General features: G+C 61.2%; 12 protein-coding genes. 5 read left to right on the plus strand and 7 right to left on the minus strand.

Translation table 11 applies throughout. The features are described 5' to 3' along the window. Nucleotides 1-107: 107 nt before the first annotated feature. Nucleotides 108-911, plus strand: a complete 804-nt coding sequence (locus ACRYLO_RS13455) for an AadA family aminoglycoside 3''-O-nucleotidyltransferase (RefSeq protein ID WP_272513621.1) — start codon at nt 108-110, stop codon at nt 909-911. Nucleotides 912-1,005: 94 nt separating this feature from the next. Then, complete coding sequence (locus ACRYLO_RS13460; protein ID WP_000186237.1) at nt 1,006-1,638, plus strand: type B-3 chloramphenicol O-acetyltransferase CatB3; 633 nt, start codon at nt 1,006-1,008, stop codon at nt 1,636-1,638. Nucleotides 1,639-1,788: 150 nt separating this feature from the next. Here the strand turns inward: ACRYLO_RS13460 and ACRYLO_RS13465 are convergent, their stop codons facing one another. Continuing rightward, nucleotides 1,789-2,412 (minus strand): recombinase family protein, encoded by a 624-nt coding sequence (locus ACRYLO_RS13465; protein ID WP_003155741.1) that lies wholly within the window; start codon nt 2,410-2,412, stop codon nt 1,789-1,791. 61 nt (nt 2,413-2,473) lie between these two features. Continuing rightward, nucleotides 2,474-3,049: a hypothetical protein gene (locus tag ACRYLO_RS13470; protein ID WP_482660628.1), complete on the minus strand. Its 576-nt coding sequence runs from the start codon at nt 3,047-3,049 to the stop codon at nt 2,474-2,476. 95 nt (nt 3,050-3,144) lie between these two features. Between ACRYLO_RS13470 and istA the strand changes: the two genes are divergently transcribed. Next, nucleotides 3,145-4,659 (plus strand): IS21 family transposase, encoded by a 1,515-nt coding sequence (gene istA / locus ACRYLO_RS13475; protein ID WP_170172218.1) that lies wholly within the window; start codon nt 3,145-3,147, stop codon nt 4,657-4,659. Beyond that, a complete protein-coding gene (gene istB / locus ACRYLO_RS13480; protein ID WP_170172217.1) occupies nt 4,646-5,374 on the plus strand; it encodes an IS21-like element helper ATPase IstB in 729 nt (242 codons plus the stop codon). The genes istA and istB overlap by 14 nt, the downstream gene beginning before the upstream one ends. Nucleotides 5,375-6,401: 1,027 nt before the next feature. Here the strand turns inward: istB and ACRYLO_RS13485 are convergent. The 4 genes from ACRYLO_RS13485 to ACRYLO_RS13500 all read right to left on the minus strand — a co-directional run bounded on the left by ACRYLO_RS13485 (nt 6,402) and on the right by ACRYLO_RS13500 (nt 9,291). Beyond that, entirely contained in the window at nt 6,402-6,932 is a 531-nt protein-coding gene (locus ACRYLO_RS13485) for a helix-turn-helix domain-containing protein (RefSeq protein WP_482660629.1), read from the minus strand. 47 nt (nt 6,933-6,979) lie between these two features. Continuing rightward, on the minus strand, nt 6,980-7,957 hold the full coding sequence (locus tag ACRYLO_RS13490) for a FecR family protein (protein ID WP_482660630.1): 978 nt from the start codon (nt 7,955-7,957) through the stop codon (nt 6,980-6,982). Between the two features lie 10 nt (nt 7,958-7,967). Then, nucleotides 7,968-8,486 carry an RNA polymerase sigma factor gene (locus ACRYLO_RS13495; RefSeq protein ID WP_482660631.1) on the minus strand — a complete coding sequence of 173 codons (519 nt, stop codon included), beginning with the start codon at nt 8,484-8,486 and terminating at the stop codon, nt 7,968-7,970. 391 nt (nt 8,487-8,877) lie between these two features. After that, entirely contained in the window at nt 8,878-9,291 is a 414-nt protein-coding gene (locus tag ACRYLO_RS13500; protein WP_482660632.1) for a helix-turn-helix transcriptional regulator, read from the minus strand. A gap of 843 nt (nt 9,292-10,134) precedes the next feature. On the opposite strand from ACRYLO_RS13500, the gene ACRYLO_RS13505 reads away from it, so the two are divergent. Next, nucleotides 10,135-11,559 (plus strand): pyridoxal phosphate-dependent decarboxylase family protein, encoded by a 1,425-nt coding sequence (locus tag ACRYLO_RS13505; RefSeq protein ID WP_482660633.1) that lies wholly within the window; start codon nt 10,135-10,137, stop codon nt 11,557-11,559. 460 nt (nt 11,560-12,019) lie between these two features. On the opposite strand, the gene ACRYLO_RS13510 is transcribed toward ACRYLO_RS13505, so the two are convergent. Next, nucleotides 12,020-13,561, minus strand: a complete 1,542-nt coding sequence (locus tag ACRYLO_RS13510; RefSeq protein ID WP_482660634.1) for a hypothetical protein — start codon at nt 13,559-13,561, stop codon at nt 12,020-12,022.

Genomic DNA, 13,561 nt, shown 5'->3' on the forward strand with positions numbered 1-13,561 from the left:
ATTCGTTCAAGCCGAGATCGCTTCGCGGCCGCGGAGTTGTTCTGTAAATTGTCACAACGCCGCGGCCGCAAAGCGCTCCGGCTTAACTCAGGCGTTAGGCGTCATGCATGAACCACACCGTCCCCGCAGAGGTATCCGCTCAGGTGCGGATAGTCGTCGACGTCATAAAGTCACATTTGGAGCCTGTGCTTCTTGCCATTCATCTATACGGCTCTGCCTTGCATGGTGGGCTTAAGAAGTACAGCGACATTGATCTGCTGGTCACCCTCTCTGCGCGACCCAACGAAACCACTCGGCGAGCCTTGGTGCTCGAACTTCTTCAGCATTCAGCTCCACCCGCTGAAAGCAAGTCTCTCCGCGCTCTGGAGGTAACGGTTGTTGCGCGGGAAGAGGTTGTCCCCTGGCGCAACCCCGCACGACGCGAACTCCAGTTCGGCGAGTGGCTTCGAGCGGCTGCCTCTGCAGGACATGTCGAGCCTCCTTGTTTGGACCCCGACTTGGCGATCCTGTTGACAAAGGTCAGACAACACAGCGTCCCGTTAGCCGGTCCTCCCGCGGAAGATCTTTTTGATCCTGTTCCCGAGTCCGACTTCTTGCGAGTGTTGGCCGAAACCACCGACCTGTGGCACTCACCTCAGGACTGGGAAGGCGATGAACGGAACGTGGTACTTACGTTGGCCCGCATTTGGTACAGCGCAGCCACACGAACGATTGCACCCAAGGACGCCGCGGCCCGTTGGGCATTGGAGCGGTTGCCGAGTGAGCATAAGTCCGTTCTTCAGGAAGCCTGCAACGCATACCTGGGGTACAAGGCAGAAGATCTTGCATCTCGGCCGGTCGAGGTCGCCAAGTTCATTCGCTTCGTGAAAGACCGCACCAACGATCTGCTCGCATCCAAGAATGACGCCTAACCCTTCCATCGAGAGGACGTCACAAGGGCTACGCCCTTGCGCCGCCTCTCATGTCAAACGTTAGACGGCAAAGTCACAGACCGCGGGATCTCTTATGACCAACTACTTTGATAGCCCCTTCAAAGGCAAGCTGCTTTCTGAGCAAGTGAAGAACCCCAATATCAAAGTTGGGCGGTACAGCTATTACTCTGGCTACTATCATGGGCACTCATTCGATGACTGCGCACGGTATCTGTTTCCGGACCGTGATGACGTTGATAAGTTGATCATCGGTAGTTTCTGCTCTATCGGGAGTGGGGCTTCCTTTATCATGGCTGGCAATCAGGGGCATCGGTACGACTGGGCATCATCTTTCCCGTTCTTTTATATGCAGGAAGAACCTGCATTCTCAAGCGCACTCGATGCCTTCCAAAAAGCAGGTAATACTGTCATTGGCAATGACGTTTGGATCGGCTCTGAGGCAATGGTCATGCCCGGAATCAAGATCGGGCACGGTGCGGTGATAGGCAGCCGCTCGTTGGTGACAAAAGATGTGGAGCCTTACGCTATCGTTGGCGGCAATCCCGCTAAGAAGATTAAGAAACGCTTCACCGATGAGGAAATTTCATTGCTTCTGGAGATGGAGTGGTGGAATTGGTCACTGGAGAAGATCAAAGCGGCAATGCCCATGCTGTGCTCGTCTAATATTGTTGGCCTGCACAAGTATTGGCTCGAGTTTGCCGTCTAACAATTCAATCAAGCCGATGCCGCTTCGCGGCACGGCTTATTTCAGGCGTTGAACGACAGCTTTCCCAAAAGCTCTACGGCTGCTCTGGGTCGACACCGGTAATCGGATCGTTGCCGCACTGAACAGCGCCCCGTTCCAGGTCGCCTCCATTTATGCGGCTGAACCGAGGGAGAGCAGCTTTACGCCGTCTGGCCGCAGTTCGCCCTTGGGCGACACGTGCCGGTAGAGCGTCTGCCGGGTAATCCCGAGTTCTTCGCAGAGATCGCCCACCTTGGTTTCCGGTTGCCCCATGCTGGCCATCGCCAGGCGTAGCTTGGCGGCGGTCATCTTGAAGGGGCGCCCCCCTTTCCTGCCGCGAGCGCGCGCCGAGATAAGTCCAGCGACTGTTCGCTCGGAAATCAACTCACGCTCGAACTCGGCCAGCGCGGCAAAAATACCGAACACAAGCTTGCCGGCGGCAGTCGTCGTGTCGACCGCCGCACCGTGACCGGTCAGGACCTTCAGGCCCACGCTACGCGCAGTTAGGTCGTGCACGGTGTTGATCAGGTGGCGCAGATCACGGCCAAGCCGATCGAGCTTCCACACGATCAGCGTGTCCCCTTCACGAAGCGCCTTCAGGCAAGCAGCCAACCCTGGGCGATCATCGCGCCTGCCCGAGGCCAGATCCTCGTAAAGGTGCGCAAGGCTCACACCAGCGGCGATGAGCGCATCGCGTTGCAAATTGGTGGACTGGGATCCGTCCGCCTTCGATACCCGCATGTAGCCGATCAGCACCTTTTCACCCGTCACGTATACGTTCGATTATGTGACAGTGTGAGCCGGAAAGCTCTATCCGTCAAAATTTGTCACTTAACCCGTCATTTTGTTTAAGACATGCAAAGGGTGCATCAGGCAGGTAATGTGACAGAAATTCCGGCGGGATGCCTTCCTTCACGAAGGTGGCGCGCAACCGTTCCAAGGAAGCGGGATCGCGCCGACCATAGGAAGCCAACGCGAACAGCGAGCGTGCCGTCTCGGGGTTGTGTCGCGCTTCAATGATGGCCTCGTCGATGGCCTGGACTGCACGCTGCCAGTGATTGATGGGCTCGGGCTTCGGCGCTTTCGTCGGCAGGCCACTGGTGAACCCGGTTTGGGGCTCGGACCAGAATAGCTTTGCCTGCTCGCCTGGCGGGCTGATGTCCCTCACCTCAATCAAGCTGATTGCCGTTGCCGCCGCCTCCAGCATCTGTAACCGTACTATCGGATTCAGGGTTTCATACGGTCGCCACAGACTTTGCCCAGCACGCAGCGGATGCCCGCAGCCTTCCCAGACTTGGCGGGGATACCCCGCGCAGGTTCCGCACGCGGAAAGCGGGGTGTTCAGCTCATCGAGCAGCGTGCGAAGAAGTCGAAACTGTGAATCGGCGTGCAAAAAGGACCCCGTTAGCGGGGTGATCGGCGTCTAAAAGGGACCCCTCATTTCGATAGCTTACACAGCCGCGTGGAAGTTCATGCGGCGAGATCGGGATGTTGGTTTTGGAGACAGTGGTTCGTATCCGGCGTGAGTATGCCGGCGGGAAGGCGATCAAGGCGATCGCGCGTGATCTGCATGTTTCGCGGAAGGTGATCCGCAAGGCGATCCGGGCGCCGGAAGGCGCATTTGATTATCGACGCAAGGTTCAGCCGCTGCCGCGTATCGGTCCGTTTCAGGATCGGCTGGATGGGCTGCTGGAAGAGAACGAGTTACGGGGCCGGCGTGACCGGCTTCGGATGACCCGTATCCACGACCTTCTGGTGCGTGAGGGTTTCGAGGGCTCTTACGATGCCGTGCGCCGCTATACGGCACGGTGGAAGGTCGAGCGGCGCAGGGATTTCGGCGACGGGACGACGGCCTTTATTCCGATGATGTTCCAGCCCGGCGAGGCCTACCAGTTCGACTGGAGCCACGAGGATGTCGAGATCGCTGGCAAGCCGATGCGGGTAAAGGTCGCGCACATGCGGCTGTGCGCGTCGCGGGCTGTGTATGTCCGGGCCTATCCACGCGAGACCCAGGAGATGCTGTTCGACGCGCATGCGCGCGGCTTTGCCTTCTTCGGCGGCGTGCCCCGGCGCGGCATCTACGATAATATGAAGACGGCGGTGACGAGCGTGTTCAACGGCAAGGACCGGGTGTTCAACCGGCGGTTCCTGATCATGGCCGACCATTATATGGTCGAGCCCACGGCCTGCTCGCCGGCGGCGGGATGGGAGAAGGGACAGGTCGAGAACCAGGTGCAGACGATCCGAGGGCGCTTCTTCCAGCCCCGTCTGCGGTTCGCCAGTCTCGAAGAACTCAATGGCTGGCTGGAAGCTGAGTGCCGGCGCTGGGCCGAACGGCAGGCCCATCCTGAGCAGGGCGACCAGACCGTGGCGCAGATGCTGGAGATCGAACGCCCTGCATTACAGTCGATGCTCGGGCCGTTCGACGGCTTCAACGAGAGCGAACACGGCGTGAGCGGCACCTGTCTGATCAGCTACGATCGCAACCGATACTCGGTCCTCTCGACGGTGGCGCGGCGCACGGTGCAGGTCCGGGCCTATGCCGACCGCATTGTCGTGCGATGCGGTGATGAGGTCGTCGCCGAGCATCCCCGCTTCTTCGGGCGGAACCGCACGATCTATGATCCCTGGCACTATCTGCCGGTGCTGGCCCGCAAGCCCGGCGCTTTGCGCAACGGCGCACCCTTCCAGGACTGGGAACTGCCGCCGGCGCTCGCCCGGTTGCGACGCAAGCTGGGCAACGGCGATGATGCCGATCGGCGGTTCGTGCGCGTGCTGGCGGCCGTGCTGACCGATGGCCTGGAGCTCGTCGAAGCCGCCGTGCGGGAGGCGCTGGCGACCGGCACGGCGAGCGACGATCTGATCCTCAATATCCTGGCACGGCGTCGCGAACCGCCGCGACCGCTGACGATCGTCACTTCGGAGGACAACGCCCTGAGGCATCCGCCGATCGCCGACTGTGCCCGTTACGACCAACTGAGGAACTTCCATGCAGCGGCATGACATGATCGACGCAATGCGCGGGCTCGGACTCAAGGGGATGGCTGGCGCGTTCGATGAGGCCGTCACCACAGGGCTCCAGCGTCAGCGCACAACGATGGAGATACTGACCGATCTGCTGCGCGCAGAGGCAACGCACCGTCACGCGGCCTCGATCCGATACCGGATGGCGGCCGCCAAGCTGCCGGTGGTGAAGGACCTCGATGCCTTCCGCTTCGAAGGGACACCGATCAACGAAGGGCTGGTCCGTTCGCTGCACGGCGGCGCGTTCCTGCCCGCACGGCGCAATGTCGTCCTGGTCGGTGGCACTGGCACCGGCAAGACCCATCTGGCCATCGCCATCACCGCCAATGTCGTCCGCGCCGGAGCGCGGGGGCGCTACTTCAACACCGTGGATCTGGTGACCCGTCTCGAAGAGGAAGCCCGGATCGGCAAAAGCGGGGCGCTTGCCGCCCAGCTCTCTCGCCTCGACCTCGTCGTGCTCGATGAGCTTGGCTATCTGCCGTTCGCCCGCTCAGGTGGGCAGTTGCTGTTCCATCTGGTCAGCAAGCTTTATGAGCAAACCAGCGTCATCATCACGACCAACCTGGCGTTCGGGGAATGGCCGACCGTGTTCGGCGATCCCAAGATGACCACCGCTCTTCTCGATCGTGTCACCCATCATTGCGACATCATCGAGACCGGCAATGACAGCTGGCGTTTCAAGAACCGAAACTGATCCCCGCCGCAGGTCGAAATTAAGATGCTTTGCGCTGCGCGCGTCTCCGTTCGGGCTCCGCCCTCCCTACGCCGCACGCAGCGCAAGGCGCGTTCCTCGAACGTCGCACCATCCTTGAAAGGGGGTCCCTTTTGCGCGCCGATCGGGGGTCCCATTTGGACGCCGATTGACACCCGTGCCCCCCGAATTCTGGGGTATGAGCGCCACGATGTCAGCGACAGAGGCCCGCGTCGATCGGTCCATATCTTTCCGATTGATCGTTGTGACCGACGCCCCCGCAGGACCAGTTCCGCGGATTATCGTGCCCGTAATGACGACCTCTGCAGCTTCAGGCTCGGCAACAGGGTCCAGATTGCCATTCGCCTCGGTCTGCCGTTCGCTACTTTGCGCGCCACGCGTCAGTGGAGATATGACGAAGACGCCCGTCCGCACCCTTTCAACCCGGACAGGCACTCCCTTCAGAAGAATACTCAATGCCGTGTCAGCGTCGAAGGGGCCAACCAGTTGCGGTGCCCGGCGAGAGCCGAAAGTCGCGGGTTGGAAGATTACTTGGCGACCCGTGACCCGCGCATACCTCCGTAGCGCTTCCTCTAGCGGAATCCCCTGAATCGCGAACCGGTAACTCGTGGTTGTTTGGTTCTGCTGCTGCGCCCACCCCGGCGCTACAGCCGCGCTCGTGAGTAGCAGTACGGCCAACGGAAGTGAGCGCCCTGCTGCTATCCGGCGGTCGAATCTGGTCATGTGTGGTCCTCTGCCCCTGATGCACGGGAAAGGCCGTCGCTGTGTGCAGCTTCCCTTTCCTCGATATAGAAAACGCCGTGGGGTGGGCCTGCCCCTAATCAGGCCGACGACATTTTTTCGTGTCTGTGGTGATTTGTTGGACCGGGTGGTGAAGACTTTTGGCTGTGGGTGCCGAAGCTACAGCACGAAGCCGAAAAATCTGCCGTGAGCGCCGGTCTGGCTCTTGCCTGCGAAAAGAATCTGCGGTGACTGCGCAAGGGGATTGCGAATCAAAACGGGATCCCGATCAGCCGCCGCCGGAGCGCTTTTTCTCGTCACGAAGTGGAATTCCGAGCATAGGCGTCTTCTCCGATAGCCAGGTCTCCGCAAACTGATCGCGGTTGCGAACATGCTGCGCCAGATCCTTCCTCAGACGAGTGAACGCGCCGATCAGAGTCCCAGGCTGCAGGAAGGTCATGTCATTGCCGAGGTCGTCCTCAAGCTCCTTCATACTGACCAGCAAGATCGTCATCAGCTTGTTGTCGGCACACCGAAGCGCGAACTCTGGAGACCCCAAGGGAACGCTGGCCAGGAGAGCCCAACCATCGACATCGGCTGCGCGTGCAAAAGCCATTACGCGTTCAAAGCTAACTCGCCCCTTTCCGCTCTCGAGATACTCATAGGACCTCAGCGGCATGTTCATCGCCTTGGCGATGTCGAACGATCGCAACTTGCGAGCCTTGCGGACGAGACGCATGGTAGCGCCGATCGTGGAAGCGCAAATGTCTTCGGCGGGTTGCCGTGCAGCATCTTCGTCCAAGCCATCGTCTTCGCGCACGCTATAAATTCACCTTCTTGTCGTGACAGAGTTTAAGTGACGCGAACCTATTTTTTGCCGCCTCTCCGCAGGTAAGCAGTTCCATCCGCGTCCTCCGACTTTTCCAATCCAAGCAGTGCGGTCGCGGCGAGGATGAATGCCTCTCGGTCCCCGGTGGCGAAGACGCCAGATATTCTGGTGTCTGCGTCCGCTGGTGAGTCGAGCACAATGCGCTTGTGCGTGTATCGGTTTACCTCGGCGATTGCCGCGCTCAGAGGTACGTCCCGGAGGTCAATCCTGCCTCCGACCCAGCTAAGCGCCACCTTGGTGTCCTGCTTTCCGATCTCGACTCTCGATCCTCTTGTCGCGAGCGTGTCGCCGGTCGCAGCGAGGCGTGATGCCGGCGCGTTAGGTGACGGCGCGACCGAAATGCGACCTTCGACGAGCGTCACCTTCACCGCGCTTTCGGACCGGAGCACCTCAAATTCTGTCCCGAGCGCGACGACGCTGGTCTCGTCGGCAATGACGCGAAACGGTCGCGACGGGTCGGGAGCTACCTGGAACAGTGCTTGGCCCTCCAGAAGCTCAATGTCCCGATGGTCTTTTTCGAAGTGCACCAGGATTTTTGTCGATGTGTTGAGCGTGACCCTGCTTCCGTCATCCAAGCGGACCACAAGTGTCTCACCTACGTCCGTTACGTAAACTGAGGGCTGTCCCACCCAGAACATCAGCGTCGCAATCAGCAATACGGCAAGCACAGCACCGGTCGCCACGAGTCCAGGGCTTCGGCCGAAATTGATCCGCGCTCGCCGGCGGGGCAAGTCGCACCCGACGTTCCGGATCGCGTCCTGAATCCTAGGGTCGTCCCCGCTCTTGGAAGCCCTGCTCCATATCGCATCCACCGTTTCGAATGCCTGAGCGTTTCCAGGGCGACTACGCCACTCCCAGAATCGCTCAAGCTCATCGTTGGTGACGGAACGCGACTGTAGCCTTGCGTGCCACGCGGCCGCCTCGAGACCAGCTTCGTGCTCGGCTGACTTCGTCATGGCTTTAGCATCACTCGCCAAGATGACTGACGCAATACTCGAGCGCCTTCGCAAGCCGCCACTCGACCGTCTTGACCGATATCCCCAACCGAAGTGCGATCTCAGGCTGCGTCATCGGGGTGAAGCGGGCGAGCACGAAGACATCCCTGAGTTTTTTCGGCATCGCGACGATCAGATTGGTGAAGTCCACCGTCTCAGCCTGATCCGCTTGCGTGAAGCCCGTCGTGTTCACGACTGCTGCGAACGAGTCGAGCGCAACGACCTCTCTCGATCTGGATCGGAACCCGTCCTTGATCAGGTTGGCCAGGATGCGCAAAAGCAATGGTCGGCCGTTTCGCTGGTGGGCCGGGTATCGAGAAGCGCGAACGAACGCCTCCTGCACTAAGTCGTCAGCTGCATGTAGGTTGCGAGTGCGCCGCCGGGCCGCCGATCTGAGCCAATCGGAATGCTCGCGATACTCCCTCTCGAGCGCCGTCCTCTCGCCGTCGTCGATTCCTCCGGCGACCTTCCCAGTCAAACTCGCAGCCACAAAACCCTCCTTCCGAGGGCAGGAAATCCATGTGCGGCGTAGGCCGCGCGAACGCGTGCCTTCTGCGCCGGACCAGAGGTCGCGACGGTGTCCCATGCACAAGGGCTTCCACACCCTTTCACCGGCCGGCGCCGGTGGACTGCAAGACTGACTCAGGATCAAGAGCTCGGCAAGTGGCCCCTGAACCACGCTCGGATAGCATTAGCGCACGGTTGGGAGGGGGGAGCGGGTGTTGGAACCTCTGTGGAAGGTCCGCTATTTGCGCCATACCCACGCCGGTGCTCATTCGAGCGCCCCCCGGCACCGAGAATATGGCCCTATTTCACGGCACCCGCAGAAACTGGTTACCCGATGAGTCAAAAGGAGCAAACCCCGTCACGCGAAGACCAGTTCAGTCGGAGCCACGAGGCCGGATGCCGCCGATTCTTCGAAACTGGCGAGGATTGACCGCGCAGCGGGAAAAGAACGCGGTCGAAAAATGCGCGGCGCTCGAATAGCCGAGAGCGTGGGCTACTTCAGCGATCGACATGTCCGTCCGCAGTAGCATCTCTTTCGCCGCCTCCGTTCGGCGGCGCAGAACGAACTCGCCCGGAGTGCAGCCAAGCGTCCCGCGAAAGGCGCGGAGGAACGCGCTTTGGCCCAGACCAGCCTGCGCAGCCATCTGTTCGAGCGTGATACGGCCGCCGATACCGTTGTGAACGAACTCCGCGACCCGTCGAAGAGCGGCCGGTGCCAGCCAGCCGTCGCTTGGACGACGAAACAGCCCGCCGGACAAGAGGGCAATGCTCCTGACGACGCTCAGCATCAGAGTCTCGACTACCAAGGAGTGCGATCGACGAGTGTGTCCGTGAAGTAGTCCCAAGAGGTGCGCGACAGTTAGGGCCAGCTTAGGCGCCGGGATGTTGAACAATGGCAGCAATGGCCCGCAGATCTCTGGCGAGAAGATCGTCTGGAGATGATCAGGATCAATCTCGATCCAAGCGCAGATCAGGTTTGCGTCCTCCACCCAGCCGGTTCGCACGCAGCCAGCTGGCGTCACCGTGACCACACCGGGGCTGTCCACACTGCTCTCGGAGACCCCACCCAGCCATGTTCTGCTTACCCCAGTGGTACCAGACAGGGTGACACTGACGATGTGCGCGGACGACAGGAGTCTGTAACCCCCCGAAAATCCCGCCGGAGAGGCCGACCGGCAAAGCCTCAACCCCGGTAAATGAAGGTGAGCGTCTTGGGACCAAGCCTCCTCTTTCCGATCAAGCCATACGCCAGGCCGCACCTCGACCACCATTTTGGGACCGGATCCGAGCGTGGCTTCCGGCTCACCTTTTCCCGTTTGCCACACGCCAGCGCTTCAAACTGTTGGAGTGCACGAGGATGCGGCTAGCGAGGTTGGCACCATGCGTGGGCTCCCGTCGACCATTCAACTCCACACCCGTTCGCGCCTTCCAAGATTGACCTCGCATCGTATACGATACATATAATACAATAATCTTAATTGTCATATTTCTTTCAGGTTCCGCTGCTCGAATAGTGCGGTGGGACACACCAAGCGGGACAAGTATAATGAGGAGCTATCCGTATTGGGTACGGTCACAACCGGAAAGATACAATTGCAAAAAGGACACGAAATTGTATCGAAGGAAGTTCGATGCGTGACGTGTCGCCGGTGCTGAAGACGGTCCTGGAATTCGCATCCGAACATCTGGGGTCGCTCGACGGACGGCGGGTGGCAGAGAGGCTTACGGCAGAGGATCTCCGGGTGGAGTTCGCTGAGCCGATGCCGACGACGGGCGACCAAGCTGAAGAGATCGTTGAGCATCTTATCAGCGCTGCGGACGGAGGCATGGTGACCAGCACGGGCGCCCGCTTCTTCGGGTGGGTCATGGGGGGAACACTTCCCAGCGCTCTCGCTGCCGACTGGCTGGTTTCGACCTGGGATCAGAATGCCGCGACAGCCGCCACCTCGCCCGCATCGGCGATCATCGAGGAAGTAGTCGGCGAATGGCTGAGGGACCTGCTCGGATTGGCACCCACGACCTCCTACGCGCTTACCACCGGTTGCCAGATGTCGCACACCACTTGCCTTGCGGCCGCGCGAAACGCAGTGCTGGCCCGGTGCGGATGGGACGTCGAGCGTGACGGCCTTCAGGCTGCCCCGAGGGTTAGGCTTCTTACAGGCAGCAACGTGCATGCGTCTGTCGGGAGAAGCGTCCGCTTGCTCGGATTCGGATCAGCGGCGTTAGAGATCTTGCCAGAGGGCGCAGAAGGCACGCTGCAACCGGACGTGCTGGAAGCGGCGCTGCATTCAGACTGCGGGCCGCAGATCGTGGTCCTCCAGGCGGGAGACCTCAACATCGGTGCGTTCGATGAATTCCGAACCCTTTTACCCATCGCCCAGGCTGCGGGAGCTTGGGTGCACATTGACGGCGCATTCGGCCTCTGGGCAAGAGCGAGTGAACGCAGGGGGTATCTCACGGAGGGGTTGGAGCTGGCCGACTCTATCGCGACGGATGCGCACAAGTGGCTCAACGTGCCATATGACAGTGGAATCGCCTTCATCCGCGACCCCGCACCCCATCTCGCCTCAATGCAGGTCAAAGCGGACTACATCGCGCCGCGCGGGGACATCCGGGATCCCATCGATTGGACCCCTGACTGGTCGCGCCGGGCCCGCTCCATCCCCATCTACGCTGCCCTGCGCGAGCTGGGACGGAATGGCGTCGCCGAAATCGTCGACCGCACCTGCGATCTCGCCCACGACCTCGCCCTGCGGATCGGCGCGCTCGACGGGGCCCGCCTGGAGCGCGAGCCGCAGATCAACCAAGCGATCATCTACTTCCCGGATGATCGTCCGGAGGCCACGGTGGCAGAACATGACATCCGCACAGAGCGGGTCATCGAACTGATCAACATCGGAGGCGAGGCTTACGTCACCGGAACGCGCTATCGTGGTCGTAGTGCTATGCGGCTCAGTGTCTCGAACTGGCGCATCCAAGCGGACGACGTCGATCGCACCGTCGCCGCCGTCGAGAGGGCGGTCAGTCTTGCGCGCGACGAGGCGAGTGAGGCGTAGCGGCCTTAGTCCAGCTGTGGTCAGGAAAGCGACGCGAAGTTCGAGCAGCAATGGTGCGCGACCGTCTCCCACAACGCATCCGGCGCAATGACTTCGACCGCGTCGCCGCAGATTAAAGGTACCAACGCCTCTCGAGATGCCCCGAGGCGTGTGACGCGCTAAAATTTGGCTGTAGATTGGAAGACGGTACCTTCGACGCGCTACGCGCAGCGAGCTCGCGGTCTCGGCCCGTCCATGACGGCCAACTAGCGCAAGCTGAAGCTAAACTACGAAGCCCACTCCAGCGGCACGTATACGAATGACGGCTCTGGGTATCGCCACTGTGTTGGATCGAGTGTCCGACATTGGGGCGCGTGGCCCTGCAGCTTCTGGCCTAAGTGGCGCCGAAACCGATCGTGTTTAGCGAGATTGGCACGAATTCGGTCTCGCCGGAACGAAACCTAACAACGGATCTTCGACACTAGAATTGCTTCGTCTTCCTCGTTCGTCCTGCGAAGTAGACCAGCTCCCCATCCATCTCGTCGGCAACGATAATCCGGGCGTCCGATGCGAGGCTCAGCAACGTTGCCAGCCTGTCGGGAGTGGGGTTGGCGTTGCCGTAGCTCGAAAAGGCGAGCCAGCCGCCTTCGTCCAGCATCAGCCGCAAACGCTGGGTCTCGTCGCCACTGCGGCCGACCGCCCAGTAGAGATGCTGGCCGATAACCCATTCCGACAGCAGAACCTCGAAGCCGTCCCTTACGGGAAGCGACGCGATCCGTTGGGCTCGCGTGAGGGCCCGCGAGAGCGGTAGGCGGTCAGCCGCGCCATCGTAGAGCCGCTGGTCGCCAGCCGTCTCGCCGCAGACCGCGAGGGCGATGCGGAGGCCGCTCAGCGCAAGATCGGGGCGCTCCCTCTGCCGCACGACCTCGAGCTCCTCGATCGCGACGACCGGATCTCCCACGCCGTCCTCGTTCAACGTCGCGTCATCGAGCCAGTCCCCGAACGTCGCGCCTTCTTCGATCTCCGCCGCCTCGACCAGCAACTCCGCGAGTTCGACCAACTGGTGGGGCCTCGTCGTGGTGGTGTCGAGCAGCCAGACAAGCAGTGCCTCCAGCGAAAGCCGGTGCAGCTGCTGCGTCTGGATCGCCCGCCACACCGCAGCCGGCGTCGGCTCCGCGCCAAGTGGGGGCTGGTTGGTATCGGACAACGCCATCTGCCACCTGATCTGGTCGATGCGGAGAGCCCCCTCGGCTTCATCGAGTATTGTTTCGATCAGTTCGATCGTCCCGACGCGCTGTCCACGGACGAGGCGCGATCGACCGACCTTGCATTCCTCTTCACTCAGATCATCCATCGCCCAGTATTCGTAGAGCTGCTGCATGCGCTCCACGCCAACCTGGCCGCAGTCGAGCGAACTCAGGCATGGGTCGTCGTGCAGGTCCTCGAGCTGCGCATCGAAGGCGATCACCGCCGGCATTATCTCAGCAGTCGGTGCGAAGGTGCCGTCGCTCCTCGGGGAAAGGTAGCCGAGCCCCGCCCCCTCCTTGGCCGATGGACCGTAGGATACCGGCGCCATGAGCGAGGTGTTCGCGGCCCGCCGCTTGCGGAACGCCTGCCAAGCCGGTGACGAGAAATCGTAGGCCCCTCGGTTCACGACCTCTGCGCGCAGGGTGTCGCTGCCGAGAAGGCCTGCGAAATCCTGCTCAAGAAGATGGCCAACCGTGAAGAGCACCTCCACCCTGTCGACATATGCTTTCAGCCGGTCCGGATCGACGAGTTGTCCACCCTCGCGCCGCGCCAGCTCCGCCGCCTTCCACCATGCCCAGGCGACAAGCGTGTAAGGGCGAAGCCGGGTGGCGGCGTTGTTGAGGCCCGGGATGCATCGGTCCATCAGGTCGAAGTTGACCTGTCGAAGTCCGAGCGGATCCACTCCGCCCGGCTTGAGCGGCGGCTTAGCGACCACGCGGGGACCGGACCAATTGGACAGGATCTCCAGCACCTCATCGTTGACAACTATCGCCAT

It is taken from the genome of Sphingomonas sp. SDUR79 (genome assembly GCF_056821745.1).